27 protein-coding genes are annotated in these 26,056 nt (G+C 36.1%); 18 read left to right on the top strand and 9 right to left on the bottom strand.

What is annotated here, in order from left to right:
- Positions 1-828, top strand: an 828-nt coding sequence (locus WFK35_RS07040; protein WP_336732018.1) for a UDP-N-acetylglucosamine 1-carboxyvinyltransferase, incomplete at its 5' end; no start/stop codon positions are given.
- Between the two features lie 479 nt (positions 829-1,307).
- Here WFK35_RS07040 and WFK35_RS07035 read toward each other — a convergent pair.
- The 5 genes from WFK35_RS07035 to WFK35_RS07015 form a co-directional block, all read right to left on the bottom strand.
- Positions 1,308-1,619 carry an NIL domain-containing protein gene (locus tag WFK35_RS07035; protein WP_214590765.1) on the bottom strand — a complete coding sequence of 104 codons (312 nt, stop codon included), beginning with the start codon at positions 1,617-1,619 and terminating at the stop codon, positions 1,308-1,310.
- Positions 1,620-1,859: 240 nt separating this feature from the next.
- On the bottom strand, positions 1,860-2,525 hold the full coding sequence (locus WFK35_RS07030; protein WP_336732017.1) for a YiiX/YebB-like N1pC/P60 family cysteine hydrolase: 666 nt from the start codon (positions 2,523-2,525) through the stop codon (positions 1,860-1,862).
- Complete coding sequence (locus WFK35_RS07025) at positions 2,500-2,958, bottom strand: DUF1801 domain-containing protein (protein WP_336732016.1); 459 nt, start codon at positions 2,956-2,958, stop codon at positions 2,500-2,502. The genes WFK35_RS07030 and WFK35_RS07025 overlap by 26 nt, the downstream gene beginning before the upstream one ends.
- 785 nt (positions 2,959-3,743) lie before the next feature.
- The gene (locus WFK35_RS07020; RefSeq protein WP_336732015.1) at positions 3,744-5,102 is read right to left on the bottom strand and encodes a hypothetical protein; all 1,359 of its coding nucleotides are present in this window, start codon (positions 5,100-5,102) and stop codon (positions 3,744-3,746) included.
- Between the two features lie 76 nt (positions 5,103-5,178).
- Positions 5,179-6,363 carry a hypothetical protein gene (locus WFK35_RS07015; protein ID WP_214590771.1) on the bottom strand — a complete coding sequence of 395 codons (1,185 nt, stop codon included), beginning with the start codon at positions 6,361-6,363 and terminating at the stop codon, positions 5,179-5,181.
- A gap of 200 nt (positions 6,364-6,563) precedes the next feature.
- Between WFK35_RS07015 and WFK35_RS07010 the strand changes: the two genes are divergently transcribed.
- The 6 genes from WFK35_RS07010 to proC all read left to right on the top strand — a co-directional run bounded on the left by WFK35_RS07010 (position 6,564) and on the right by proC (position 10,773).
- On the top strand, positions 6,564-7,769 hold the full coding sequence (locus WFK35_RS07010; RefSeq protein ID WP_076390929.1) for a pyridoxal phosphate-dependent aminotransferase: 1,206 nt from the start codon (positions 6,564-6,566) through the stop codon (positions 7,767-7,769).
- 16 nt (positions 7,770-7,785) lie between these two features.
- Positions 7,786-8,265 carry a hypothetical protein gene (locus WFK35_RS07005; RefSeq protein WP_336732014.1) on the top strand — a complete coding sequence of 160 codons (480 nt, stop codon included), beginning with the start codon at positions 7,786-7,788 and terminating at the stop codon, positions 8,263-8,265.
- A gap of 4 nt (positions 8,266-8,269) precedes the next feature.
- Positions 8,270-9,283, top strand: a complete 1,014-nt coding sequence (murB, locus tag WFK35_RS07000) for a UDP-N-acetylmuramate dehydrogenase (protein ID WP_336732013.1) — start codon at positions 8,270-8,272, stop codon at positions 9,281-9,283.
- Positions 9,284-9,344: 61 nt separating this feature from the next.
- Positions 9,345-9,641 (top strand): hypothetical protein, encoded by a 297-nt coding sequence (locus tag WFK35_RS06995; protein ID WP_116097488.1) that lies wholly within the window; start codon positions 9,345-9,347, stop codon positions 9,639-9,641.
- Between the two features lie 5 nt (positions 9,642-9,646).
- The gene (locus tag WFK35_RS06990; protein WP_116097486.1) at positions 9,647-9,916 is read left to right on the top strand and encodes a hypothetical protein; all 270 of its coding nucleotides are present in this window, start codon (positions 9,647-9,649) and stop codon (positions 9,914-9,916) included.
- 53 nt (positions 9,917-9,969) lie between these two features.
- On the top strand, positions 9,970-10,773 hold the full coding sequence (proC, locus tag WFK35_RS06985) for a pyrroline-5-carboxylate reductase (RefSeq protein WP_336732012.1): 804 nt from the start codon (positions 9,970-9,972) through the stop codon (positions 10,771-10,773).
- A 395-nt stretch (positions 10,774-11,168) separates the two neighbouring features.
- Here the strand turns inward: proC and WFK35_RS06980 are convergent, their stop codons facing one another.
- Positions 11,169-11,591: a VanZ family protein gene (locus WFK35_RS06980; RefSeq protein ID WP_336732011.1), complete on the bottom strand. Its 423-nt coding sequence runs from the start codon at positions 11,589-11,591 to the stop codon at positions 11,169-11,171.
- A gap of 55 nt (positions 11,592-11,646) precedes the next feature.
- Here WFK35_RS06980 and lnt point away from each other — a divergent pair, with 55 nt between their 5' ends.
- The 6 genes from lnt (at position 11,647) to WFK35_RS06950 (ending at position 15,553) form a co-directional block, all read left to right on the top strand.
- Positions 11,647-13,281, top strand: coding sequence for an apolipoprotein N-acyltransferase (gene lnt / locus WFK35_RS06975; protein ID WP_336732010.1), 1,635 nt, complete (start codon positions 11,647-11,649; stop codon positions 13,279-13,281).
- Positions 13,282-13,471: 190 nt separating this feature from the next.
- Positions 13,472-13,714, top strand: coding sequence for a 50S ribosomal protein L28 (gene rpmB / locus WFK35_RS06970; protein WP_002976757.1), 243 nt, complete (start codon positions 13,472-13,474; stop codon positions 13,712-13,714).
- Between the two features lie 3 nt (positions 13,715-13,717).
- Entirely contained in the window at positions 13,718-13,900 is a 183-nt protein-coding gene (gene rpmG / locus WFK35_RS06965; protein WP_027379950.1) for a 50S ribosomal protein L33, read from the top strand.
- Positions 13,901-13,920: 20 nt separating this feature from the next.
- On the top strand, positions 13,921-14,070 hold the full coding sequence (locus tag WFK35_RS06960) for a DUF4295 family protein (RefSeq protein ID WP_087712364.1): 150 nt from the start codon (positions 13,921-13,923) through the stop codon (positions 14,068-14,070).
- Between the two features lie 196 nt (positions 14,071-14,266).
- On the top strand, positions 14,267-15,220 hold the full coding sequence (ftsY, locus tag WFK35_RS06955; RefSeq protein WP_087712363.1) for a signal recognition particle-docking protein FtsY: 954 nt from the start codon (positions 14,267-14,269) through the stop codon (positions 15,218-15,220).
- A 63-nt stretch (positions 15,221-15,283) separates the two neighbouring features.
- Positions 15,284-15,553, top strand: coding sequence for a GlsB/YeaQ/YmgE family stress response membrane protein (locus WFK35_RS06950; protein WP_214590778.1), 270 nt, complete (start codon positions 15,284-15,286; stop codon positions 15,551-15,553).
- Positions 15,554-15,630: 77 nt separating this feature from the next.
- Here WFK35_RS06950 and sppA read toward each other — a convergent pair whose 3' ends face one another.
- A complete protein-coding gene (sppA, locus tag WFK35_RS06945; protein ID WP_336732009.1) occupies positions 15,631-17,388 on the bottom strand; it encodes a signal peptide peptidase SppA in 1,758 nt (585 codons plus the stop codon).
- A 20-nt stretch (positions 17,389-17,408) separates the two neighbouring features.
- Here sppA and folK point away from each other — a divergent pair, with 20 nt between their 5' ends.
- The 5 genes from folK (at position 17,409) to fmt (ending at position 23,490) form a co-directional block, all read left to right on the top strand.
- Positions 17,409-17,828, top strand: a complete 420-nt coding sequence (gene folK / locus WFK35_RS06940) for a 2-amino-4-hydroxy-6-hydroxymethyldihydropteridine diphosphokinase (protein ID WP_214590780.1) — start codon at positions 17,409-17,411, stop codon at positions 17,826-17,828.
- A gap of 17 nt (positions 17,829-17,845) precedes the next feature.
- Positions 17,846-18,961, top strand: a complete 1,116-nt coding sequence (locus WFK35_RS06935) for an outer membrane beta-barrel protein (RefSeq protein WP_214590781.1) — start codon at positions 17,846-17,848, stop codon at positions 18,959-18,961.
- A 41-nt stretch (positions 18,962-19,002) separates the two neighbouring features.
- The gene (locus WFK35_RS06930; protein WP_336732008.1) at positions 19,003-20,463 is read left to right on the top strand and encodes an OmpA family protein; all 1,461 of its coding nucleotides are present in this window, start codon (positions 19,003-19,005) and stop codon (positions 20,461-20,463) included.
- A 78-nt stretch (positions 20,464-20,541) separates the two neighbouring features.
- Positions 20,542-22,443: a RecQ family ATP-dependent DNA helicase gene (locus tag WFK35_RS06925; RefSeq protein ID WP_336732007.1), complete on the top strand. Its 1,902-nt coding sequence runs from the start codon at positions 20,542-20,544 to the stop codon at positions 22,441-22,443.
- A gap of 99 nt (positions 22,444-22,542) precedes the next feature.
- Complete coding sequence (fmt, locus tag WFK35_RS06920) at positions 22,543-23,490, top strand: methionyl-tRNA formyltransferase (protein WP_336732006.1); 948 nt, start codon at positions 22,543-22,545, stop codon at positions 23,488-23,490.
- A 117-nt stretch (positions 23,491-23,607) separates the two neighbouring features.
- On the opposite strand, the gene ribB is transcribed toward fmt, so the two are convergent.
- Together ribB and WFK35_RS06910 are read right to left on the bottom strand one after the other, a co-directional pair.
- Entirely contained in the window at positions 23,608-24,729 is a 1,122-nt protein-coding gene (gene ribB / locus WFK35_RS06915) for a 3,4-dihydroxy-2-butanone-4-phosphate synthase (protein ID WP_336732005.1), read from the bottom strand.
- Between the two features lie 68 nt (positions 24,730-24,797).
- Positions 24,798-25,802 carry an LLM class flavin-dependent oxidoreductase gene (locus WFK35_RS06910; RefSeq protein WP_336732004.1) on the bottom strand — a complete coding sequence of 335 codons (1,005 nt, stop codon included), beginning with the start codon at positions 25,800-25,802 and terminating at the stop codon, positions 24,798-24,800.
- Between the last annotated feature and the right edge of the window lie 254 nt (positions 25,803-26,056).

Below are 26,056 nucleotides of genomic sequence, written 5' to 3'. Positions count from 1 at the left end.
GGGAAGTTTATTTTGCTTGAAGAAGCTTCCGTTACGGGAACGGCAAATATTGTAATGGCTGCCGCTTTGGCAAAAGGAAAAACCAGAATTTATAACGCTGCATGCGAACCTTATCTTCAGCAGCTTTGTAAAATGCTGAACAGAATGGGAGCCAATATTTCAGGAATCGGTTCCAATTTATTAACTATTGAAGGCGTTTCTCATCTTCACGGAACGGAGCACACAATGCTTCCGGACATGGTGGAAATCGGGTCCTGGATTGGTCTGGCTGCGATGACGAAATCTGAAATTACCATTAAAAACGTTAACTGGAACCAGCTTGGTGTTATTCCGAATACGTTCAGAAAGCTCGGGATTCAGCTTGAGCAGAGCAATGACGATATTTTTATTCCGGCTCAGGAAAATTATAAAATTCAAAAATTTATCGACGGATCTATTTTAACGATTTCCGACGCTCCGTGGCCAGGATTTACACCCGATTTATTATCGATTATTTTAGTCGTGGCAACTCAGGCAAAAGGAAGCATTCTCGTTCACCAGAAAATGTTTGAATCCAGATTATTCTTCGTGGATAAGCTGATTGATATGGGTGCGCAGATTATCCTTTGCGATCCGCACAGAGCAACAGTAATCGGGCTTAATCAGGAAACTCCGCTGAGAGGAACGACGATGGTTTCTCCTGACATCAGAGCAGGAAATGCACTGTTAATTGCTGCGCTTTCCGCAGAAGGAAAATCTATTATTCACAATATTGAACAGATCGACAGAGGATATGAAAATATCGACGGCAGACTGAAAGCAATCGGAGCGGATATTGAAAGAATTTAATTTTTATTTTAAAATATTGAGACCACTTTTTATAGTGGTCTTTTTTTTCGCAAAAATTACACTTATATTCCTTGTTATAAAGTGAGTAAAGAATAAGCTGATTTGATCAGCCTGTGATCTCTGGCTTCGTGAAGCAAATTTTATTTGCCTTTTCTTCTAAAATAACCTCAGTTCGGGATAAGAAATAAATTTAAATAATTGATTTATCGCATTATATTAATTTATCGCAAAGAAAAACAAAAATGGTATTACTTTGATCAATTTTACGCCTTTTTATATCTTAAAAGCTGAATTCCTGATAATTGAATCTCTATGTTTAACATGGCGTTTAAAAAGACTTATCCCGAACTCAGGCTAAAATAAGATGTAAAAAAGAATTATAAAAAATTTAAGAGAACCTTAATTTTTAACGAAAAATAAAAACGACCGTTCACAAAAATGCAACGGTCGTTTGTCGTAATTAAAACTATATGAATCTCTTAAGTGTACTTTCTGCAGATATATTCTACAGTAGTACTCAAAAGCCTATTTTTTTCAAGATAAAATTCTAACTTCTTAAAATCTTCTGAAGTTACATTAATATATAACTGAACTGTACCGAAACTTCTTCCGTCCACATACTCAACATTTGCAGATAACACTTTGTGACAAATCCCGAACTGTTGGTAAATGGTATTCATTAAATGTTCAAATTTCATTTTGCCATTCAGCTCTATTTCAAGTATCCACTCTTTTTTTGGCACATTTAATGGGTTTGGCAAAACCTGTAGTCCCGGATTTGGTGTAATCATAACTCAATATTTTAAGGTTAGACTTTCAGAGAAAACTGAGTTTCAGAATCTGCATCTTATTTCTCTGCGTTAATTGTATGACAAAAATAGAAAAAAATATTAGTCTACCAAATTAGTAGGGTAATATTTTTTTAATTTTATTACATTTTTGCGGTGATGTTTAATTTTAGGTTAAAATCATTTGATTTTTTTTCATAAAAAAAACGAGCTTAGCCCGTTCTTATTCAATCTGAATATAATTTATTTTTTATTTAGTTCCATTATTCTTTCCAGCTTTTCGGAAGCAGCCAGACCATTTGGATTACAGCCTAACTCTCCTTCAGGAACTTTGAGATTTTTCTTTTGATAGAATTCTTCCCAAAAAACATTGGTTTTTCCTGTTTTCGGATCAATAAACGTCATCGGTTCCAATTTAAAAATATGATCCTGCCGAAAAGCTCTTTCTATGAAATCTGAACAGTAATAGTAATTTTCGTCCAGAATATAATTGAAATTATAAGGTTTACCTACCATCGATTCTGCCTTTTCAAGCGCGGAAGGAATCGATTTCTGGTATTCGGATTTCAGACGGTATACTATAATCCGCTGTCCTTCCTCAGACTGATCTTTCAGGAAATCTTTTATCTCCTGCTTTTGCGAACCGCCTTTTGGAGCGGCATGAAGCACGAAAATTCCGTCTTTACTTTTTTCCACAATACCGATGTGGTCGAAGGAAGCATTTTTCTGCTTTTGGGTGACATTATTGATTGCCCCTGAAAGTCCCGTTTCTTTTGCCGTTACAAAAAGTAAATCTCCGTTTTTCAAACCTGAAACCTGCGAGTTTTTACAGGCTATAATCAGGAAAAAAAGGAAAAAAACCGTAAAGACTTTCAGTAAAAAATTATTTCTTTTTAAAATTGGTTTCATAAATATCAATCCATTCTTCAACAGTCATTTTTCGGCTCATTTCTGCCAGTAATTCCATCGGAATATCTTCCATTTTTTTGAAGCGGACGCAGGATTTCCCCATATCCAGCTTTTTTTTGGAATGTTTCGGAAATTCTTCTACAAACCAGTTCAGCAGTTCGGGTTTCGCATACATTCCCATGTGATACAACGCAACGAAATTTTTCTGGGAAGCAATGCTGATGAAAGGCAAAGGCGATCCGGGTGTACAGTGATAACCGTCGGGATACGTTTCCAGAGGAACCGCCCAACCGATCATTCCGTAGCTTGAGCCCTGCGTAAAACCTTCGGGTAAATTATCGTTAATTGTATTAAACATCTTTCTGAATATTTCCTGTCTTTCTTCGGGAATCTGGGAAATATAGTCGTCAACGGAAACGGATGGAATCTGCATATTTTTCAGTTTTATTAATTCTCCAAATTAACAAAAATTTAGCGGAACAGGATTTTAAATGAATTACTTTGTTTTAACTTTTTTGATTCGAAGTTTTTAATCTTCATGCATAATTTAGAACAAAGCACACGAAGAATTTTTAGTTATGAAATCAGTTTACACTTTTTATTTAACCGCAAAAGGTTCAAAAGATGAACTAAATGTTTATTTAAAGCTGGCGATTATAAATAAAAAGGATCACAATAGTTTTTAAAAATTTTTAATTTTTATTCTTTTGAGTGCTTTGATTGTTCAGGAAATTCGCTTTATCATTATCTTTTGCATCTTTTGCGGTTAATTCCGAAATTAATTTAAAGAAGTTCGTAAAATATACTCACACTGGCGTTTTAGCTTCGGAGGTTTCCGAAATTATATTCCTTTTGGCGAGATGATTTCGGGAGTTCCCGATAGTATATAATCTTGGGCGGAATATTCTCGGAGAGTTCCGAAAGTTTATTCCTTTTGGCGAGATGGTTTCGGCTGTTCCCGAAGGGTTCCTCCTTTCGGCGGTGGCTCTGGAAAGGCGATTGCTTAATTGAACACAATGCTCACTAAGGATTTTTTTAATTATTAAATCTTTTTAGTTTCACAAAGCCGTTACACTTAACGAAGAATATGGGTTTTGAGAATATTCGATTTTATGGTTTTGCAACGATTTCTCATCTTCAAACTGAAACTATTTTTAAATCAAAAAAAATCAGCCCTAAAAATTTAAGGCTGATTCTTTCAATATTATTTTGATTAAATTATTTTACAAAATTGTAAACGCTGAACATCTGAACGTCTTTCCCGTTTTTGTCCAGAAACAACAATTTATTGTTTGCAGGAACAAATTGTACTAAGTTTCCGTCTGTAAAACCATAATTCTGGAAGAAATTTCTTCCTTTATAATCGAGTGTAAGTTCTTTCGGAGCCAGAGTGCCAAAATCGAAAGATTTCATGGAGAAACCTGTATTTCCGAATGCTCCTTTCGGATAGAATGCAGAAACATACAGATTGTCTCCGGATTCAATTACCTGAACTCTTCTTCCCGAAGGATTGCTTCCAAGCGGTACAAACTGCTTTACTTCTCCTTCTTTATTGAATTTCATTAAAACACCCACATCAAGCTTATATCCAGGATCCGGAAAACGGTTCATTGCAGTCGGCATCGGTCTCGAAATTGTTTCCTGCTGCACCGCCATTAAAACCTCATCTCCTTTTACGATGGTTTTAATCACTTTCACATCGTTCATATCTTTAGCACCCGCAAGATTGGTATTGCTGATTACGGCTTTTCCGGATTTGATGTCGTAGAACATCACTGTTCCGAAGGTACTTCCGCCCATCGTAACTGCCTGATTTTTTCTTCCGAAGGTTACCAGATAATCGCTGTCATTTTTGCTGATGGCATATAATTTTTCAGGAATATATTTATCGTCAAAAGGCAGATCTTTATCTTCCGTGTTGGAAACCATCTCTATTTTATAAGATTCTTTCCAGCCTGCGGCTTTACGAAGCAGTACAATTTTTCCGGAGTTGGTTAAGGTCAAAGATTTTTCCACATAATCGCTGCTTAGAGAAATTTCTTTGTTCCAAAGCGGCGTTAATGTTCTTAAATCAATCACCAAAGCATCATTGATGTTATCCGTTTTTTTCGTGGCATATCGGTCGTTGAAAACGGCTGCATATTTTCCGTTCTCAGAAAAAACCACGTAGGTCGTTCCCGATTTGTTAGTAGATTCAATTGTATATTTCGCGATACTTTTTGTGGTAAACGTTCCCGATTTTTTACTGAAGACGTGCTGAAAAACTTCTTTTCTGTTTTCTTTTCCGAAATATTCTTCCGTAAATGCCACAAATCGGTCTTCATCAATCTGCTGAGAACCCAGATAATTGTGAAGAACACCGTTGGTTTTATTCGCGTAATCCTGAATGTAAGTATCTACAAGGCTTCCGTTCTGATCGAGTTTTCTCATCAGCAGTTTTTTATGCGGAAATACGTTTCTCATCAATCCGTCGATATTAATCGCGCTGAACATATAAGAATTGTAATCATCTGCCAAAACCAGCTTTTCGTCGGTTTCAAGATTGTCGTCCGTAGTAAATTTTGTTCCCTCCACCACTTTTACCTATGGAAATGCGCATACAGAAGCGGTAATCATTACAGAGGCAATAATCTGTTTAATCATATTATTTTCTTTAGTTATTATAAATTTTTTCTTCTAATCTTTTCAATTCAAGGTTGGCATCATAAGACAGCTTAATGTCTACCAAATGTTCCTGAAGTTCGTTTAAATATTTTTCTGCTTCCGTGTAATTTCCCAAAGCAAGATTCAGCCTTATTAAATTGAAGTAAAGGTACTCTCCTATTTTCTGGTTGTAAAGGGCCTTTTTATCGTTGTAATTGACTTTTCCAAGCGCTGTTTTCCACATTTCGATTCCCTTCTGCATATTTTCCATGGCTACTTTATTGGGAGCGTAATCGGATTTTGCCTGAAGCTTTTTAAGATTGGTGGTTACATAGATATATGCTTTTTCCAGATCATCGTAATCCCCTTTATTTTTTACCGTTTCTAAAGTTACCGATGAATTGATGGTCTGATATCCGAAATTGTCGTTGATGATATTTCTTGTCCGGTCCATTGTTCTCTGCAGATACCTTTTTTCGTGGACATTGAGGTTAATTTCATTTGTAGGTACACTTGCAATTTCTGCAAAGTCTGAAAAATAGGTTTTGTCTAATTTCACCACTCCGTTCTGTTTTCCGACAATTCGTACCGGCTGATTGGCAAATGTTTTTCCCTGATTGTCCTGAAAATTGGTTCTCTCCATTTCAACAAGCACATCAAGATAGTTCCCGCCTTTAGAAAAACCCGCTACATCCATCTGTGAAGCAAGAATTTTATTATCAACAATGAGAGCATCTTTAAGATCGGGCTGTCTGTACACCGGCATCGGCGGAATATTGAGAACAGGTCTTGAAGGCAGCCTTAAAATTGGCGCTCCGTTTACAGCGGCTATTTTTTCAACCGCAGATAATTTATTGTACTCGGCAGATTCAAGCTTGAATTTCTCCTGAAGCTTTTTCACTTCTGCTTCATAATCTTTCAGCCTTTCCTGATGTTCGATCTTTGCTGTTTCTACATTCGTCTGATAATTATTTACCTGATTCTGATACTCTTCTTTAGACATCCTTAAAACATCATCTTTTGTAATATTATAAGGAGATTTTACCGTGATGGTGTAATTTCTGTTGGCAAGATCTGTTGTAAAAACAGGCTCTTTCAGCAACTGAAAACTGATGGTTTCTTTATCAATTCTCTGTCCGAATACAGACTGAACCGAAAACAAAACGACAGGAAAAAGTAAATTTAATTTCTTCATATATCTATTTAAGTTCCGCGCAAAAGTAAAATAATTTATTAATAAAACACTTTCTGTATCTATATATTAAGGAAATATTCACTTTACAGAAACCCTTAAAGCAAATCATTCAACTTAACCCGTTAAAATTCTTTCTTTATAAGCTTTATTTCTTTATTGAGAAATTATATCTTATTTTTGCCATACAAATTTTTTGAACAATGCCGAATATTTCAAACAGAGCACTCCACATGCCGCCATCGCCGGTAAGAAAATTGGTTCCTTTTGCGCTAAAAGCGAAGCAGAAAGGGACAAAAGTTTATCACCTTAATATCGGGCAACCGGATATTGAAACTCCGGAAACGGCACTTAATGCTTTAAAAAATATCGATTTAAAAGTATTGGAATATGCACTTTCTGAAGGAAATATCGACTACAGAAAAGCACTTACAGAATATTATCATTCTTTGGACTTCACAGATCTTACACCGGATAATTTCATTGTAACCAACGGAGGATCAGAAGCTTTAAATTTCGCCATTTCTACTTTGTGTGATGATGGTGATGAAGTAATTATTCCTGAACCTTATTATGCGAATTACAACGGATTTACAAGTACTTTCAATGTAAATGTAGTGGCAATTCCGTCTACCATTGATACTGGTTTTGCACTTCCTCCGGTTGAAGAATTTGAGAAAAAAATCACCGAAAAAACAAGAGCCATCGTTATCTGCAACCCCGGAAATCCTACCGGTTATCTTTACACCCGTGAAGAACTTCAGAAATTAGCAGAGATTGCTTTAAAATATGACATCGTAGTTATTTCAGACGAGGTATACAGAGAGTATGTTTACGACGGAAAACAGCAGGTTTCTATGCTGGCTTTTCCTGAACTGGCAGAAAACTGCATCATTATCGATTCAGAATCAAAACGCTATTCAATGTGTGGCGTAAGAATCGGATGTATGATTACCCGTTCTAAAAAAATCCATGATGCGGCTATGCTTTTTGCACAGGCAAGATTAAGCCCTGTTTTATTGGGACAGATCGCGGCAACGGCAGCTCACCAGAATGACGGAGCTTACATCAGAGCGGTAAGAGAAGAATATACCCACAGAAGAAATGTTCTTGTCGATTTACTGAACGCCATTCCGGGAGTAATCTGCCCAAAACCGAAAGGCGCATTCTACTGCGTTGCGGAACTTCCGGTAGACGATACTGAAAAGTTTGCGCAGTGGCTTCTGGAAAGCTATTCCCACAACAACGAAACGATTATGGTGGCTCCAGCAGGAGGATTCTACAGCAATCCGGAACTGGGGAAAAAGCAGGTGAGAATTGCTTACGTTCTGAAAGAGGAAGATTTAAGAAGAAGCGCAGCAATCCTTAAAGATGCTCTTGAAAAATACAAATCAGAATTCAGTCTTTAATTTAAACGAACATAATATGTCAGCAATAAAATATCATAGTTTGAAATTGTTCTCACTATTTATTTTATTGCTGATATTTTTTTCATGTAACCGCAAAAAGGAAGAAAATTATTCAGGAAACGTCAACGAAATTATTTCAATAAGCTATTCGGATATCGGTGGAGATCTCGGAAATTACAAAATCGTAAAAATTAACAAGGATTCTGTTTTTGCAGAACAGGGAGTTTCAGCAAAGAAAATCCATAAAGAATGGAAATCTGCAATAACCCCGCAAATCTGGAAAAGAGTAACGGCGTCTCTTAATATAAAAACGTTAGACAAAATCGAAAGCTCTCCCAGCAAACAGCCGGTTGACGGATTTGATGAAACTTTCCAGATCAGAACACCGAAAAAATACCACGTTTATGTAAATTCGTATTCAGATACCATTTATTATCAACAGCTTCAGAAATTAAAAGACCAGATTAACGTCCTTCTTCCAACAGAATATAACTAAAATAATGCACGAAAATTATTCACTAAAGCCATACAATACTTTCGGGGTAGATGTAAAAGCAAGATATTTCACCGAAATACATACCGTTGAAGAACTGAAAGAAGCCATTAGTTTCTCCAATTCTCATTCGCTTACTACTTTATTTTTAGGAGGCGGAAGCAATGTTCTATTTACAAAAGATTTTGACGGACTGGTGATTAAATTAAACCTGAAAGGAATTTCGGTGCAGCCTGTAAATGAAAACGAAGTTCTGGTTACGGCAAAAGCAGGCGAAAACTGGCACGAGTTCGTGATGTTCTGTCTGGATAAGAATTTGGGCGGACTTGAAAATCTTTCTTTAATTCCGGGGAACGTAGGAACTTCGCCGATGCAGAATATCGGAGCTTACGGAACTGAAATTAAAGATGTTTTTTATGACTGCAAGGTTTTAAATCTTGAAACACTGGAAATTGAAACTTTTGATCTTGAAAAATGCAGATTCGGGTACAGAGACTCAATTTTTAAGCAGGAAGGAAAAGGAAAATATGTGATTGTAGAAGTTTCGTTCAGACTTACCTTCCGAATTCATAAAATCAAAACAGAGTACGGCGCCATACAGTCTGAACTCGAAAGTTCAGGTATTGAAAATCCTACGATTCAGGATGTTTCCGGAGCGGTTATCAATATCCGGCAAAGCAAATTACCCGATCCGAAAGAAACAGGAAATGCGGGAAGTTTCTTTAAAAATCCGACGATTCCTTTGGCTCAGTTTGAAGCATTACAGCAGAAGTTTGAAAATATTCCGGGATATCCGAACGGAAATTCTGTAAAAGTTCCTGCAGGATGGCTAATTGAACAATCCGGCTGGAAAGGAAAACAAATAGGAAACGTTGCTTCTCACAAATTACAGGCTCTGGTCATCGTTAACGCAACCGGAAACGCAACCGGAAAGGAAATTTTTGATTTTTCAACAGAAATTATTAATTCCGTGAAAGAAAAATTCGGGATTGAACTGGAAAGAGAGGTGAATATTATTTAATTATCATAAATTATTTTTTTAATTTAATAGAATTAAATTAAGGTTTGAAATTCAAATAATCATGAAAAAATACTTTATCCTGTTGAGCTTAGCAGTTGTAATAAGCTGTCAAGAAGGGAAATTTACATCAATTAACGGAGAAGAAAAACAATTATCTTCATTAATTGGTATGAAAGTCTTTGATGTAATTTACAATGAATCTAAAGCTAATCCGGAAACTCTAACTGGCACAAATAATAATCGATGGGTTATTTATTTGGATGATATCAACATAACATTAGAAACTGATAAATCTACCGATACCGTTAAAAAGGCTTCTTTAGGTAAAAAACCAAAAAAAAGTACTTGGGCTAATTAAGTTGTATGGAATGGAAAACTATTAAGATTAAAATTAAGAAAAGTCTTCTTAACAGAAATTTAAAGAATCCAAATATTAGAATTAATGCTTTAGATAATATTGAAAAAATTATAGAGAAATTTGATCCAGAAATTTTGATTAACCCCTTAGATAAGTTTAAATCTATTGATAAAAAATTATTAAAAGAACAACTATCAAAATATAAAAAAAATTATAAATTAAATTCTGCTGAAAGTAGTATCATTAATGAAATATACTATTTAGTAAATAGCTGAATTAATTATTTTAAAAAAAATAAATTGAACTGATTATTTAAAAACACACAAATATGAAAATAGCAATTCTCGGAGCCGGAAATATGGGCTTATCCTTTTCAAAATCTTTTTTGAAATACGAACTGATAAAGCCTGAAAATCTGCATTTAATTACAAGAAACCAGTCTAAATTTTCTAAAATCTCGGAAGAATTTCCAAAGTCTAAGATCTCTACTTTTGATGAAGTGAAAGATTTAGACGCAGATTTAATTATCATAGCCGTAAAACCTCAGGATTTTCAGCACGTAGCGGAAAATTTCCGGTTTCAGTTAAAAGAAAACCAAATGGTTTTATCGATTATGGCAGGAATTAAAATCGAGAAAATTCAGAAATTATTAAATCATCCATTGGTTGTAAGAGCCATGCCCAACTCTCCTACTCTTCTCGGAATGGGAATTACAGGCTACACTTCTGCGGAAGGAATTTCTTTCAGCCAGTTAATTAGTATCGAGAGACTATTAAATTCTACCGGAAGATCTGTTTATCTGGAAAATGAAGAATTGTTGGACAGTGTTACGGCGCTTTCGGGAAGCGGACCTGCCTATTTTTACTATATTATCGATGCGATGATAAAAGCGGGGGTAGAAATGGGAATTGAGGAAAATCTTTCCCAGCTTTTTGTAAAACAGACGATGTTGGGAGCGTATCATTTAATCAACAATTCGGATAAAAGTCTGGAAGAACTCATAAAAGATGTGGCTTCCAAAGGCGGAACAACCGAAGCTGCCCTGAAATCGTTCAATGAAAATAATTTAAAGGAAATTCTGAAGGACGGAATTCTGAGTGCAGAAAAACGTGCGAAGGAACTGAATGGATAATCAGACTTTTTCAGAGGATAAATAAAAATCGACTTCAGCCTGAATTTATATTAAGTTTCGGCTAAAGCCGATTTTCTTTTTTTAATCTGAGTTCGGGATAAGTCTTCTTAACCGCAAGGTTAAACCAAAAGATTCAATTATCAGGAATTCAGCTTTTAAGATATACAATGGCGTAAAACTTATTAAAGTAATACTATTTTGTCTTTTTTAAATAAACGAAGTGTCTTTGTTTAGCTACAAACTTTTAACAGGTAAAAAAATCTTTTGTTTTGCTTTGCGATAAATTAATACAATACTACAAATCAATTATTTAAACTTATTTCTTATCCGAACTGTGTTTTTTTCATCATTATAATGAACTAAAACCCATTCCTGTTGATGTATTCTTAAATATTTCAAACCATCCCGTCTGGAAATCGTTTTTCGATAAAATTCTTCATCAAAAAACCTAAAAACACGCCAAAAGTATTCAGAATAATATCATCCACCTCAAAAATTCCCATTCTGGAAAAGTACTGAATCGCTTCCACAATGGTAATTGCCGAAATAAACGTAAAAAGGAGATTCTGTAAATCCTGAAGTCTGGGAAAAATCCAGCCTAGAAATCCGAAAGGAATAAACATTACCACATTTCCCGCAACAATAGTCACTATTTCTTTCCATGAAATACATCCTTTAATGAAATTGATGGTAGAAAATATCGGCTCTATGGTTAACAGATTATCTTCCATCTGCGTTCTGCCCATCCCGAAAAACATGAGATACAGCAAAAACAGCGTGTAAGGAACAATAATAATTTTATAAGATTTCTTTAACATCGTTTGCAAATTTATTCATTTCAAAAACATTAAATTTGTATGTTAAATCAATTTAATGAAATACGTTTTACTTACGCTCATTTCAGCGATGCTTTTGTCCGTTTCGTGGCCTACTTACGGCGTTCCGTTTTTTATATTTTTTGCGCTTGTTCCGCTTTTGATGATGGAACACGGCGTCTCTAAATTTTCAGATTACAACAGAAAAAGCTGGGTGGTTTTCGGACTTTCCTACCTCTGTTTTGTGATCTGGAATGTGGTAACAACAGGCTGGCTTTATGGTTCGAAAAATCCGGACGGAAGCCATTCTATGATGGCGGTTGTATTTCCGGTTCTGGTCAATTCTTTCCTGTATTCATTGGTTTTCCAGTGCTATCACTGGTACAAAAATGCACAGGGAACCTATTGGGGTTTAGGATTTCTGATTGCGATCTGGATGAGCTTTGAAAAGTTCCATTTAGGCTGGGAATTAACGTGGCCATGGCTGAATCTGGGAAATGTTTTTTCCGATTATCCTAAACTTATCCAGTGGTACGATACTTTGGGCGCAACCGGCGGAAGCTTTTGGATCCTGCTCATTAATGTATTGATTTTCTACACCGTAAGAATCTGGGAAGCAGGAAGAAAAAGAAAAGAACTTATTAAAAATAGCTCCATTGTTGCCGCTTTAATCATTATTCCGATGATTATTTCTGTGGTGAAATATAATAATTTTAATGAAAAACCCATCGGAAGCGTCAATGTTCTGATGCTTCAGCCTGATCTGGATCCGTATGCAGAAAAGTATACGCAGGACAGCTTAACCATCGAAAACGATCTTCTAAGCCTTGCCGAAAGAAATTCTAAAACAAAAATAGATTATTACATTGCCCCCGAAACTGCGCTTCCGGGAAGAGGTTCTATTTCGGAAACCGCTTTTGAAAAGAGTGTTATTTTAAACAATCTTAAAGGGTTTTTAGCCAAACATCCGGGTTCCATTTTCGCAACAGGAATTTCTTCGCATCGTTTTTTTACAAGTGAAAAAAATCTGCCGAAAGAAGCTTATCAGATTCATACAGGACTTTGGGTGGAAAGTTTTAATTCGGCGGTACAGGTTATTCCGAACCGGAAAGTAGAAGTCTACCACAAAGGAAAGCTGGTTCCGGGTGTGGAAATTTTTCCTTATATGAATTATTTAAAGCCTCTTCTGGGCGATGCAATGATTAATCTGGGCGGAACAGTAGCTTCTCTGGGAACCGATAAAGAAAGGGTTGCTTTTTCAAATCCTTTCAACAAAGGAAAAATTGCTCCGATCATCTGTTATGAAAGTATTTACGGAGAATTTACGGGAGAGTATGTAAAAAAAGGCGCGAACTTTTTAGCCATCATGACGAACGATTCTTGGTGGGGCGTTACAGAAGGGCATAAACAGCTTCTTTCCTACGCAAAATTAAGAGCTATTGAAACCCGAAAAGAAATCGCAAGAGCTGCAAACAGTGGAATTTCAGCACATATTAATGCGAAAGGGGAAATCATGGAAGATACTTTTTACGGCGATAAAACCGCTTTATTTTCTAAAATAAACCTGTATGACGGGATGACTTTTTATACGAGATCAGGAGATCTTCTGTCAAGATTCTCCATTTTTGCTTTAGGATTTCTGCTGTTTTATTTTTTAATCCGCTGGTTTCAGAGAAAGACACAGAAGGCTTAAAATTATTATTTCCGGAATATGAAACAGATCATTCTTAAAGCCAGTGCGTGCTGTGAGTGATATTACCAGAAATCGGGATTAATAATCTGTATATTATTTATAAATAATTTTGTAAAAGATTTGTCTATCTGAAAAATTCTTCGTTATTTTGCACACTCAAATATTATAGTACAAATAAGAACATCGAGATATGTCAAGAATTTGCCAAATAACAGGAAAGCGTGCAATGGTTGGTAACAACGTTTCTCACGCTAATAACAAAACGAAGCGTCGTTTTGAAATTAACTTATTAGAGAAGAAATTTTACCTTCCGGAGCAGGATAAGCACGTAACACTGAAAGTATCAGCTCATGGATTGAGAGTGATTAACAAGATTGGAATCGAGGAAGCTATTGAAAGAGCTACTAGAAACGGATTGATAAAAAAGAACTAAATCATGGCAAAAAAAGGAAACAGAGTTCAAGTAATCCTTGAATGTACAGAGCACAAAGAAAGCGGTATGCCAGGAATGTCAAGATACATTTCTACAAAAAATAAAAAGAACACTACAGAGAGATTGGAATTGAAAAAATACAATCCTGTTCTTAAGAAAGTTACAGTTCACAAAGAAATCAAGTAATTTATAAAATATAATTTACCATGGCAAAGAAAGTAGTAGCAACCCTACAAACCGGGTCTAAAAAAATGACCAAAGTGGTGAAAATGGTGAAGTCTCCAAAATCAGGAGCTTACGTTTTCGAAGAAAAAGTAATGAATGCAGACGAAGTTGACGGTTATTTGAAAAAATAATCTCCACTTTATTTACAATATAAAAAACTACTCATATTTTGGGTAGTTTTTTTGTTATCTTTGCTTTTAATCTAATCTGGAAGTCATAAGCTGGGTGCCGGAAGTTTATTACATATCATTGTAAAGTAAGATTATAAACTTTAATCCTCCATCTCCCGCTTCCATCATTAAAACATAAAATTCCGTAATTCATAAGATGAGTTGGTTTAAGAATATTTTTAAAAAAGAAGAAAAAGAAACGTTAGATAAAGGATTGGAAAAATCCAGCCAGGGTTTCTTTGAAAAAATGACGAAAGCCGTAGTCGGCAAAAGCAAAGTAGATGATGAAGTTCTTGATGATCTTGAAGAAGTACTCATTGCATCCGACGTTGGCGCATCTACCACCATCAAAATTATAGAAAGAATTGAAGAACGTGTTGCAAGAGACAAATACGTTGGTGTAAACGAACTTGATAAAATCCTTCGTGAAGAAATCTCAGGTCTTCTGCTTGAAAATCCACACGCCGGAACCGGAAATATCGACACTTCCAAAAAGCCTTACGTCATTATGGTTGTCGGTGTAAACGGGGTAGGAAAAACAACCACCATCGGAAAACTGGCACATCAGTTTACCTCAGAAGGAAAAAAGGTCGTTTTAGGAGCGGCAGATACCTTCAGAGCCGCTGCAGTAGATCAGTTGGTGATCTGGAGTCAGAGAGTCGGAGTTCCTATTGTAAAGCAGGAAATGGGATCAGATCCGGCTTCCGTTGCTTTTGATACCGTACAGAGTGCGGTTGCCCAAAATGCAGATGTGGTTATCATTGATACGGCAGGAAGACTTCACAACAAAATTAACCTGATGAACGAGCTTTCAAAAATCAAGAGAGTAATGCAGAAGGTCATTCCGGATGCTCCTCATGAGATTTTACTGGTTCTTGACGGTTCTACCGGTCAGAATGCTTTTGAACAGGCAAAACAGTTTACAGCCGCTACGGAAGTTAATGCTTTAGCCGTAACAAAATTAGACGGAACCGCTAAAGGAGGGGTTGTTATCGGAATTTCAGACCAGTTCCAGATTCCTGTGAAATATATTGGCGTTGGAGAGAAGATGCAGGATTTGCAGTTGTTTAATGGTACGGAATTTGTAGATTCTTTTTTCAAGAAAAGATAACAACTAATATTTTTTTATAAATTAGTTGTATCTATTAACACTAATTTTAAAAAAATAATTATTATGTTTACATTTATTCTTTGGATTATCTTTGGACTAGTTGTAGGAGCTTTGGCTAAAATGATTATGCCGGGCAAACAAAACATGGGTTGGTTAATGACCTGTATTTTAGGAATTATAGGTGCCTTAGTAGGCGGATTTATTGCCAATGCTGTTTTTGGAGGAGGCGGAGCAAGCGACGAAAGAATGTTTCACTTCTGGCCCATTATATTTTCTGTGGGAGGCGCTTTAATTGTTCTGTGGATCTACGGAATGCTTACCAAAAAAAGCTAAACTTGATTAGGATAAAAATTAAAACGGCGGATTTGAAATTCAAATCCGCCGTTTCTTGTAAAATATATATAATTTAGTTAGTTGATTTTGATCTGGTAAGGCATTTCCATTTTCACTTCAGACTGTAGTTTTCTTTCCTCTACGATCTGTTCTAAGAGTTCATAATTTGCTTTTCCGATTTTGTTTTTCACCACTCTTGCAGAAATATCATCTTCATTAAGATCTTTAAAGATCTGCTCGAAAGGGGTCATGCTTTTAGGATAAGAAGAAACTTCGTAAGATTTTAATCCTGCTTTTTGAGCGGCAAATTTTACAGCATCATTCAGTGTTCCCAATTCATCCACAAGACCAATCTGTTTGGCTCTTGTTCCGCTCCATACTCTTCCTCCTCCTACACTGTCGATCTGTTCAAACGTCTGTTTTCTATTCTGTGTTACAAAATGCACGAATCTTTTATAAGTTCCTTCCACACTTCTTGTAATCAAACTCACTCCGTAAGGTGTAACTCCGTTTAAAGAAGAATAATATTGAGAATTCGCATTGGTAGAGACAATATCTGAACGGATTCCGTTTTTATTCGCAATATCTTTGAAGTAAGGAATTACTCCGAAAACTCCGATAGATCCTGTAAGTGTATTAGGTTCAGAATAAATTTTATCTGCCGCCATTGCAATATAATACCCTCCGGAAGCCGCATAATCTCCAAAGGAAACAATTAATGTTTTTTTCTTTTTCAACTGCTGAAGTTCAAACAAAATTTCATCCGAAGCGTTTGCACTTCCTCCCGGAGAATTAATTCTGAAAACAACCGCTTTCACTTCATCGTTATCCTGAAGCTCTTTAATGTATTTAATATATTTCTCGGAATGGATATCATTATAATCGTCTCCCCCATTAATAGAACCTGAAGCATACAAAACCGCTACCCTGTCTCCCGATTTTTCATCATCAGAATAAGAAGCAATATATTTTCCTAAAGAAATTTTATTTAACTTATCGTCTCCTGATAAATTTAACTTCGATTTAATTAATTGATCGTATTCTGTTTTCTGAATAAGCTTATCTGCCAGTTTATATTTTAAACTTAAATCAGGAATCATCCCGTAAAGACTGTCGACCACCGTTCTGAACTGTGCCGTATCCATTTTTCTGGAAACCGCCATTCTTGAAGAAGTGTTTTTCCAGATATCATTTAAAAGTGTGCTTAACTGTTCTTTATTTTCCGGAGAAATATCGTTTCTCAGAAAAGGTTCAACAGCAGATTTAAATTTTCCGTGACGGATGACTTCAATCCCGATTCCGTATTTATCGGCAAAATCTTTATAAAAAGCGACTTCTGTTGCCAGACCTTTAAGCTCGATCATTCCCGAAGGATTAAGATAATACTGATCTGCAACCGATCCTAAATAATAAGCCGCCTGAGAAACAGTATTTCCATAAGCATAAACAAATTTCCCACTCTTTTTAAAATCTTGAATAGCATTTCTGAGATCGTCAATCTGAGTAATTCCTGCATTTAAATAATCGGCTTCAATGCTTATTCCTTTGATGTTATCGTCGGTTTTTGCTTTTTCGATGGCTTCAATAGCATCATAAATCAACACATTTTTTGTCTGTTCACTAATATTAAAAAGTCCTTTCTGCTCTTCTGTAGGACTATCTATTATATTGGTTTTTAAATTAATCGTAAGGACAGAATTTTTCTTTACCACTACGGATTTCTCACTTCCCATCGCGCTGAACACAAGCATGATGACGAAAAAGAAGAAAAACACAGCGCATAAAATGACAATTGCCACTATATTTGCCAGTACATTTTTAAAAAAACTTTTCATAAATCAATCATTTTAATAATATGTCGCAACATAAAGTCGTTTTGTTACTCGGAAGTAATCTTGGAGATCAAAAAAAAAATCTCGAAACCGCTATAAAAAAACTGCAAAATGGTGGAAATGAAATATTAAAATTAAGTGAATTTTTAATATCCGAGCCTGTAGAATTTGCCAGTTCTAATATTTTTTGTAATATTGCACTGATAATGTTGACTCATCTTTCGCCTATTCAACTGCTTGATTTTGTTAAAAGTATTGAACAAGAAATGGGAAGAACTAACGATTCTAAAGCTTCAGGAGGATATTCTGATAGAGTAATAGACATAGATATCGTTACATATAATGAATTAAAATTTGTCTCAGAAAGATTGGAAATTCCTCACAAAAAGCATCTTTTTGAAAGAGAATTTTCCAGAACATTATTAAAACATTTTATCAAATAAAACATAAAACATATTGTATGAAATTAGGTTTATTATTATTGGCTACGTTGCCTATCGCTGCTTACGCACAAGATAGTATAGCTGTTACTTCAAATGATAGGTATCCAAATACATTCTCTTCAGGTTCTGCCAATGTTCAACCTTTCGACACAAAAGCTAAAAGATTTAACGACTGGTCTGTATCAGTAGGTGGAGGTGCTGCTTTTATGGTACACTCCGATCTTAAATCTATTACAGATAAAAAGATCAACTGGGGATACAACACTTATGTAAGCTTAGACAAACAGATTAACCACGTTGTAGGAATCAGCCTTATTTATCAGAGAGGTGAAACCAATCAGAGAGGGCAGCTTGAAGGAGCTGCAGGGGTAGCTGCCGGAGTTGCAGAAGCAAAAACAAAATATAATCAGGTTGCTTTAATGGGAGATGTTAACTTTTCTAATCTCTTAAGAAGAGTAGACAATCATTCTCCATACAGATGGGCACTGCACGGTTATGCAGGTATCGGTTTGATGAACTATAATACCTCTTTATATGATAATAACGAATTCAGATGGAGCACTACTCCTGCCAGAATTCCTTTATTTATCAACCAAAAATTAGACATCAACTCAGTTTATTATCAGTTTGGTGCCGGTTTGAAGTATAAAGTTTCGAAACTTATCGACATTGAAGCAAGAACAATGTATATCATCAGTGGAGACGACGAATTCGACGGTGGTGGTAACGCAGGTCCGGCAGATTATGATGTTACTTCAAAAGTTTCAAAATATAATATGCTTAATAAAAGAAGATCAGACAATGCATGGACTGTTAACCTGGGAGTTTCTTTCAAATTAGGAAAACACAATTCTCACCTTGCATGGCACGATCCGCTTCAGGAAGCTTATTACAGAGCCTATGTTCTGGAAAACAAAAGCACAGATCTTGTAGTTTGTGAAAAAGGAGATCTTGATAACGACGGAGTATGCGACGATTGGGACAGACAGCTTGATACTCCTGCAGGTGCAAGAGTAGACGGAGCCGGAGTTGCTTTAGACATGGATCTGGATGGCGTAATCGATTTATATGATAAGTGTGTAACGGTTCCGGGACCGGTTGAAAACCAAGGTTGTCCAACTACAACTAAATAACTATAACTAAATCATTTAATTAACTAAATAAAAAATACACTATGAAATTAAGTTTAGCAATTGTTGCATTAGCACTTACTGTTCCTACAGTTGCCTTTGCACAGGACTCAACTGCGGTAGTTTCAAACGGGCAATATCCAAATACGTTCTCATCGGGCTCTGCAAATGTTTCCCCGTTTACCAATAAATCTAAACGTTTTAACGATTGGGCAATCTCTTTCGGTGCTGGTGTACCTTTAATGCAGTCTTCAGATTTAACATCTATAAAAAACGGAAACGGTAAAAACCTTTTTGGTTATTCTGCATATGTGAGTATTGATAAAGCTATTACTCATGCTTTTGGTATTAATCTACAATATGACAGAGGTGAAACCAGACAAGGATGGTTCAATACCAAAGATTCTGCCCCTAGTGATGCCTCTGCAACTCAGCACGTAGGTGCAAGAACGCAATATGATGCGATCTCATTATTAGGAGATATTAACTTCTCAAACCTATTCAGAAGAGTTGATAACCATTCTCCTTACAGATGGGCTTTACACGGATATGCAGGTGTGGGAACAATAGCATACAGAGCTTTCCAGAAGGATGAAAAAGGACAAAGACTGGCTGCGGAAATTAAGCCGTTCCAGCTTGGTTCAATGTTCGCTCAGGCAGGTGCCGGTGTGAAATTTAAAGTAAACAGAAGGATCGACATAGAAGGTAGATTAATGTATGTAATGACCGGAGATGATGAATTCGATGGTGGAGGTCGTAAATACGATCCGATCAACCAGCGTGAAGAGCAGGTTTCGGATAACTTCTTTAATGCTACTTTAGGGGTTTCTCTTAAACTTGGAAAACACGAATCTCACTTAATGTGGCACGATCCGCTTCAGGAGATCTACTATAAATTAGATGTTTTGGCTAACAAAAACCAGGATATTGAAGTTTGTAAGAAAGGAGATCTTGATAACGACGGTGTTTGCGACGATTGGGACAGACAGCTTGATACTCCTGCAGGTGCAAGAGTGGACGGTGCAGGTGTAGCTCTTGATACTGATCTTGACGGTGTAATCGATCTTTACGATAAGTGTGTAACCGTTCCGGGACCAGTTGAAAACCAAGGCTGTCCTACAACAGCTCCTACTCCGATTGGGCCTGTAACTGATTCTACAAGGACTCTGGAAGGAATTGAATTTGATCTGAATTCAGACAGAATTTTACCTTCTAACACTCCAATTCTTAACAACGCAGTAAATTACATTAATTCTTCCAGTGGATCTTACACAGTAGTTGGAGCAACAGATACGAGAGCTTCTGATGCATATAACCAAAAACTTTCTGAAAGAAGAGCGAACAACGTAAAAGATTATTTAATTAAAAACGGAGTTCAGTCTGGTAAATTAAATGCAATAGGTAGAGGTGAAAAAGATCTTAAGTATCCTGAATGTAATCCTGCTACAAAATGCCCTGAATGGAAAAACAGAGCAAACAGAAGAGTTTACTTCGAAGCTAAATAATTAAATTTATTATTAAATACATAAAAGCCATGCATTGCGTGGCTTTTTTTGTCGGAATACTTTTATTACTTTTATCCCATGATTTCTCAGCAAGATTTTCAAGAGCTAAAATTTAAAACCCTGAAACATTTCTGGGGTTATGATGGTTTTCGGGATTCTCAGGAAGCGATTATCGATTCTGTTATCAATGAAAAAGACACTCTTGTTCTTCTGCCGACCGGAGCCGGGAAATCGCTTTGCTATCAGCTTCCTGCTTTATTAAAAGAAGGAACCTGTCTGGTTATTTCCCCTTTACTGGCATTGATGAAAGATCAGGTAAACCAATTGAAATCAAGAGGAATCGAAGCAGAATATCTGTCTTCGGAACTGGATGAATATGATGCTGAAAACATCTATGACCGATGCAAAGAAGGACTGACAAAGTTGCTGTATGTTTCTCCTGAACGAATTACCAATAAACAGTTTCTGCAGCATATTGAAGAAATCGAACTGTCATTCATTGCAGTAGATGAAGCGCATTGCATCTCAGAGTGGGGACAGGATTTCCGTCCGAGTTATCAGAATATCAAAGAATTCAGAAAAAACAATCCTGAAATTCCGTGTCTGGCTTTAACCGCAACCGCTACGCCAAAAGTTCTGGAGGAAATAAAATTAAAACTGGAATTAAAAAATCCGCAGGTTTTTCAGAAAAGTTTTAAAAGAGACAATATTAAAATTTTCATGGAAGAAGTTTCGGATAAATTTCAGAAAGTCTTTGATATTTTAAAATTCTCCAACGAATCGGGAATCGTTTATGTGAGAACGAGAAAAGAAGCCGAACTCCTCAGTGAATTTCTGAAAAAAAATCAGCTTAAAAATGTAGATTACTTTCACGCAGGTTTATCCACGAAAGAAAAAAATACCAAACAGGAAATATGGAACAGAAGCAGTAACCATGTTTTAATTTCCACCAATGCTTTCGGGATGGGAATTGATAAGGATAATGTACGTTTTGTACTTCATTACTCTCCTGCTCCTTCCATTGAAAATTATTATCAGGAAATCGGGCGTTCCGGAAGAGACGGAAAAGAAAGTTTTGCATTTCTGCTTTGGAATAAGCAGGAACTTTTAAATTTTGATCAGATTTTAAAGAACCAGATTCCCAATAAAGCTGAGTTTTTAAAAATCGTTACTTACCTCTACTCTATTTTTCAGGTTGCCGAATTTGAACTTCCGGAAAAAGTTTTTCAACTGAATATCAACGGAATTTATAATTTCACGAAACTTTCGAATGCGAAGATCAGAAACGTTCTCAATTTTCTTCACAATCAGGAAATTATTTATTTTAACGAACATAAAAGTCTTTCATCACTACAACTTTTGATGGAAGCCCATGAAATTGATCAGCTGCCACGAAAAGATGCCTATTTTTTAGAACTGATGCTTCGTACGATTTCCGGAATTACTACACATAAAGTGATGTTCAGTGAACAACAGGTAAGCGGAAAAATCGGATCAAGTGTGGAACTGATTAAAGAAAGACTAAAAGAACTTCAGCAAAAAGGATATGTGGAATATATTGATGGTGCTTTAACCAGCGTAAAATTTCTGAAACCAAGAGATGAAAGATTAAACAGCTCTGTGTACTGGAAACTTTTTGAACATATTCAGAAAAATAAAATCCAAAAGTGGGAAGAAATGAAATTTTACATCGAAGATGAAAAATACTGTAAAATGAAGCTCATCCTAAACTATTTCGGTGAAAAAAATGCTAAAAACTGTGGGCAATGCTCTGTCTGTGAGCGAAATAAACAGTCGATTTTCGGGAAAAACATTTCACACCAGATTCTGAATCTGCTCGGCAAAAGACCGGCAACGATTGAAGAACTTTCTATTCAGCTGAGCTATCATTCAAAAGAGAATATTCTGGAAAATTTAATTTTTCTTCTGGATACCGGAAAAGTAAAAATGCTGAATTTCAGAACGTATGCTTTGGCTTAAGATAATTCAGTAAGCTCAGCATTACATTTTTCTGATTCCAACTGTCAATTTTAAAATTCAAATCTTTCAATCCTTCCTCAAAGACCTTATCTTTGCACTATGAAATCATTGAAAGTCGTATTTTTAGGAACTCCGGAGTTTGCCAAAGCTTCTCTGGAAGCCATTCATCATTCTCATCACGAAGTTGTGGGCGTTGTAACGGTTGCAGATAAAGCGAGCGGACGAGGACAAAAAATCAGTCAGTCTCCGGTAAAAGTTTTTGCCGTAGAAAATAATCTTCCTGTTTTTCAGCCTGAAAAGCTTAGAAACCCCGAGTTTTTAGAGGAATTGAGAAAACTGGAAGCCGATGTTTTTGTAGTGGTCGCTTTCAGAATGATGCCGAAAGTTTTGTTTGAAATGCCAAAAATGGGAACTTTCAACCTTCATGCTTCTTTACTTCCAGATTACAGAGGTGCTGCACCTATCAATTACGCAATTATCAACGGAGAAGAAAAATCCGGAGCTACAACGTTTTTTATCAATGAAAAAATTGATGAAGGAAATATTCTTCTTCAGGAAGAACTTCCCATTTTACCGGATGAAAATGCGGGAAGCCTTCACGACAGACTCATGGAAATGGGCTCTGAGCTTGTGGTAAAAACGTTAAACGGATTGGCAGAAAATTCAATTACAGAAAAACCACAGCCTCAAGTTGAGCATCCAAAAAATGCATTTAAAATTTTTAAAGAAGATACAAGAATCGACTGGACGAAAAATTCGAAAGGAATTCATCAGTTTATTTTAGGAATGTCTCCTTATCCTGCAGCTTTCACCACTTTAAAGATAGGCGAAGAAGAAAAAGGACTTAAAATTTTCGGTGGAAAATTTGAAATTTCGAATCATGGAAAAACAGCCGGAAGTCTGGAAATTTCTAAAAACGGATTTAAGATTTTTACCAAAGACGGAGAATATTTTCCATCAGAATTACAGCTTGAAGGAAAAAAGAGAATGAACATCAAAGATTTCCTGAACGGTTTCAGGAATTTCGACGAAATAAAAATGGCTTGATTTCTCAAGCCATTTTTATTTCGTCGAAGTGAATTGTCAACATTGAATTCATTTCATTATCAATTTTATTGTAAAAATTCACTTGCAGAGCAAAACTGACCATTCACAATTCACATTTTATAGTTGTACCATTTCAGTTACCTCAACATCATATCCGCCAACCTGCGGCTTCACATTAGGATTCTGGGTAATTACTTTAAATTTATTAATTCCCAGATTTTTCAGTATCTGCGTTCCGATTCCGTAATCTCTGTAGTTGAATGCTAAAGTCGGATGCTGCTGTTGTCCGTCCTGATAATTAAGGAACTGCTGTAGTTTTCTTAATGTATTTTCAGAGTTTGAAACATTATTAATGAAAACAATGGCTCCTTTTCCTTCTGCATTTACCATGGAAGTTACTTTTTCCAACTGAGGTTTCTCTCCGTTATTCAGTCTCGTTAAAACATCAAAATAAGAATCTGATGACTGAACTCTTACCAAAACAGGCTCATCAACCGTCCATGAACCTTTGGTTAAGGCAAAATGGATCTGATCGTTGGAAGTTTCTCTGAAAGCAAAGAAATCGTAATCTCCGTAAGCGGTTTTTACTTTTCTTTCTTCAATTCTTTCAATAAGATTTCCTTTTTTAAGCTGATAATGAATTAAATCTTCAATGGAAACTATTTTCATATCATGTTTCTGTGCAAAAGCATAAAGCTCAGGAAGACGGGACATAGAACCGTCTTCATTCATGATTTCACAGATTACCCCTCCTTCTTTAAGACCTGCAAGACAAGTTAAATCTATTGCAGCTTCTGTGTGCCCTGCTCTTTTCAGAACACCTCCTTTTTTGGCTCTTAACGGGAAAATATGACCGGGACGCATGAAATCTGTCGGCTTGGATTTTTCATCCATCAGAGCCAGAATGGTCTTTGCTCTGTCGCTTGCAGAAATTCCGGTAGAAGTTCCGTTTCCTAAAAGGTCTACAGACACCGTAAAAGCGGTTTCTTTCGGATCGCTGCTTCGGCTTACCATTACTTCAAGACCAAGCTCGTCACATCTTTTTTCAGGAAGCGGCATACAGATAAGCCCTCTTCCGTGAAGCGCCATAAAGTTGATAATTTCAGGTGTTGTAAGCTCTGCCGCACAAAGAAAATCTCCTTCGTTTTCTCTGTCTTCATCATCCACTACTATGATTATTTTACCATTTTTAAGGTCTTCTATCGCCTCTGGAATAGTATTTAACTTAATATCAGACATTTTTACTTTTTAAATTTTTGCAAAGATACTTATAAAAATATGCATCTCCCAATATTATAAATTCTTTATTATTCGCCAAATACGGAGTTTTTAGCTTTTCTGAAAATATGATAAGACTCCAGTCTTTTCTGATGGTCGTAAATATGAGAATTAATCATCAGTTCGTCCACATTAAATTTTTCCTGAAAACTTTTCAATTTCTCTTCGATTTCACTCTGATCTCCAATGAAAGTGTATCTCAGTTTCTGCAAAACCATAGATTTTTCCATGGGCGACCAGATGTCGTCCATATCATCAACCGGCGGTGCAAAGGGTTTTCTGTCGTTTCTTACAATATTAATGAAAGCCTGAAACAAAGTTGTCGACATTTTATGCGCTTCTTTCGAAGTTTCTGCTGCAACTCCGTTTACACAGGCAATAATGTAAGGTTTGTCTAAATATTTTGACGGTTCAAAATGTTCCCTATAAATATTGAAAGCCATTTCCATCTGCTCCGGCACAAAATGCCCCGCAAAAGCATACGGAAGTCCCAATTCTGCTGCCAAAAAAGCACTGTCTGTACTCGAACCTAAAATATACATCGGGATATCCAGTCCTTCTCCCGGAATGGCACGAACCAAAGCATCACGGTTTTCTTTGGAAAAATATTTCTGTAATTCTAAAATCTGTCTTGGAAACTGCTGATTGATCATCGCAGGATTTCTTCCCAAAGCCTGAGCGGTTAAACCATCCGTTCCCGGAGCTCTTCCCAAGCCAAGATCAATTCTTCCCGGAAAAAGAGATTCAAGAGTTCCGAACTGTTCGGCAATCACTAATGAACTGTGGTTCGGAAGCATAATTCCTCCGGAACCGACTCTTATTTTTTTGGTTCCGTTGGCGATAAAACCAATCAGAACGGAGGTTGCAGAACTGGCAATGCTTTCCATATTGTGGTGTTCGGCAAGCCAGAATCTTTTATAATCTAAATGTTCAGCATGACTGGCTAATGATAAACTGTCCTGAAAGGTATCATGAACAGTTTTCCCCTGTTTTACGGGAGCAAGATCCAATACTGATATTTCAAAATTTTTCATATCGGGATATTCTGTTTAGACAAAAGCATTTCATAAAACTTTTGTCGGTTTCATTATTTTAAATTTTTACGCAACAAAGATAAGGCTAATAAACTGCATTAGTTACTTTTTGTAATCGATAGGATTTATGGTGAGGTTCAGGGAAAAACTATGAATAACTAAAACTTATCAAATTTTAAATTCTCTATAGCTTTAGGTTTAAAATTATTTATATTTACTAAAAAACTACAATGCCAATTGAAATACCCACAACT

Origin of the sequence: Chryseobacterium sp. VD8, from assembly GCF_037149975.1 — a bacterium.
Taxonomy (GTDB): Bacteria; Bacteroidota; Bacteroidia; order Flavobacteriales; family Weeksellaceae; genus Chryseobacterium; species Chryseobacterium indicum.
Note: the sequence above shows the minus strand (reverse complement) of the source record. Positions and strands in the feature narration are given on the sequence as shown.

Bases quoted from the DNA above. Each gene is read 5' to 3' on its own strand.
- WFK35_RS07035 (WP_214590765.1), bottom strand. From the start codon at position 1,619: ATGATTACACCAAATCCGGGACTACAGGTTTTGCCAAACCCATTAAAT.
- WFK35_RS06935 (WP_214590781.1), top strand. From the start codon at position 17,846: ATGAAATTAGGTTTATTATTATTGGCTACGTTGCCTATCGCTGCTTAC.
- rpmB (WP_002976757.1), top strand. From the start codon at position 13,472: ATGTCAAGAATTTGCCAAATAACAGGAAAGCGTGCAATGGTTGGTAAC.
- WFK35_RS06995 (WP_116097488.1), top strand. From the start codon at position 9,345: ATGAAAAAATACTTTATCCTGTTGAGCTTAGCAGTTGTAATAAGCTGT.
- WFK35_RS07025 (WP_336732016.1), bottom strand. From the start codon at position 2,958: ATGCAGATTCCATCCGTTTCCGTTGACGACTATATTTCCCAGATTCCC.
- proC (WP_336732012.1), top strand. From the start codon at position 9,970: ATGAAAATAGCAATTCTCGGAGCCGGAAATATGGGCTTATCCTTTTCA.
- murB (WP_336732013.1), top strand. From the start codon at position 8,270: ATGCACGAAAATTATTCACTAAAGCCATACAATACTTTCGGGGTAGAT.
- WFK35_RS07010 (WP_076390929.1), top strand. From the start codon at position 6,564: ATGCCGAATATTTCAAACAGAGCACTCCACATGCCGCCATCGCCGGTA.
- WFK35_RS06910 (WP_336732004.1), bottom strand. From the start codon at position 25,802: ATGAAAAATTTTGAAATATCAGTATTGGATCTTGCTCCCGTAAAACAG.
- WFK35_RS06990 (WP_116097486.1), top strand. From the start codon at position 9,647: ATGGAATGGAAAACTATTAAGATTAAAATTAAGAAAAGTCTTCTTAAC.
- lnt (WP_336732010.1), top strand. From the start codon at position 11,647: ATGAAATACGTTTTACTTACGCTCATTTCAGCGATGCTTTTGTCCGTT.
- WFK35_RS07030 (WP_336732017.1), bottom strand. From the start codon at position 2,525: ATGAAACCAATTTTAAAAAGAAATAATTTTTTACTGAAAGTCTTTACG.
- WFK35_RS06950 (WP_214590778.1), top strand. From the start codon at position 15,284: ATGTTTACATTTATTCTTTGGATTATCTTTGGACTAGTTGTAGGAGCT.
- WFK35_RS07005 (WP_336732014.1), top strand. From the start codon at position 7,786: ATGTCAGCAATAAAATATCATAGTTTGAAATTGTTCTCACTATTTATT.
- WFK35_RS06980 (WP_336732011.1), bottom strand. From the start codon at position 11,591: ATGTTAAAGAAATCTTATAAAATTATTATTGTTCCTTACACGCTGTTT.
- ftsY (WP_087712363.1), top strand. From the start codon at position 14,267: ATGAGTTGGTTTAAGAATATTTTTAAAAAAGAAGAAAAAGAAACGTTA.
- folK (WP_214590780.1), top strand. From the start codon at position 17,409: ATGTCGCAACATAAAGTCGTTTTGTTACTCGGAAGTAATCTTGGAGAT.
- rpmG (WP_027379950.1), top strand. From the start codon at position 13,718: ATGGCAAAAAAAGGAAACAGAGTTCAAGTAATCCTTGAATGTACAGAG.
- WFK35_RS07015 (WP_214590771.1), bottom strand. From the start codon at position 6,363: ATGAAGAAATTAAATTTACTTTTTCCTGTCGTTTTGTTTTCGGTTCAG.
- WFK35_RS06925 (WP_336732007.1), top strand. From the start codon at position 20,542: ATGATTTCTCAGCAAGATTTTCAAGAGCTAAAATTTAAAACCCTGAAA.
- fmt (WP_336732006.1), top strand. From the start codon at position 22,543: ATGAAATCATTGAAAGTCGTATTTTTAGGAACTCCGGAGTTTGCCAAA.
- ribB (WP_336732005.1), bottom strand. From the start codon at position 24,729: ATGTCTGATATTAAGTTAAATACTATTCCAGAGGCGATAGAAGACCTT.
- WFK35_RS06960 (WP_087712364.1), top strand. From the start codon at position 13,921: ATGGCAAAGAAAGTAGTAGCAACCCTACAAACCGGGTCTAAAAAAATG.
- WFK35_RS06930 (WP_336732008.1), top strand. From the start codon at position 19,003: ATGAAATTAAGTTTAGCAATTGTTGCATTAGCACTTACTGTTCCTACA.
- sppA (WP_336732009.1), bottom strand. From the start codon at position 17,388: ATGAAAAGTTTTTTTAAAAATGTACTGGCAAATATAGTGGCAATTGTC.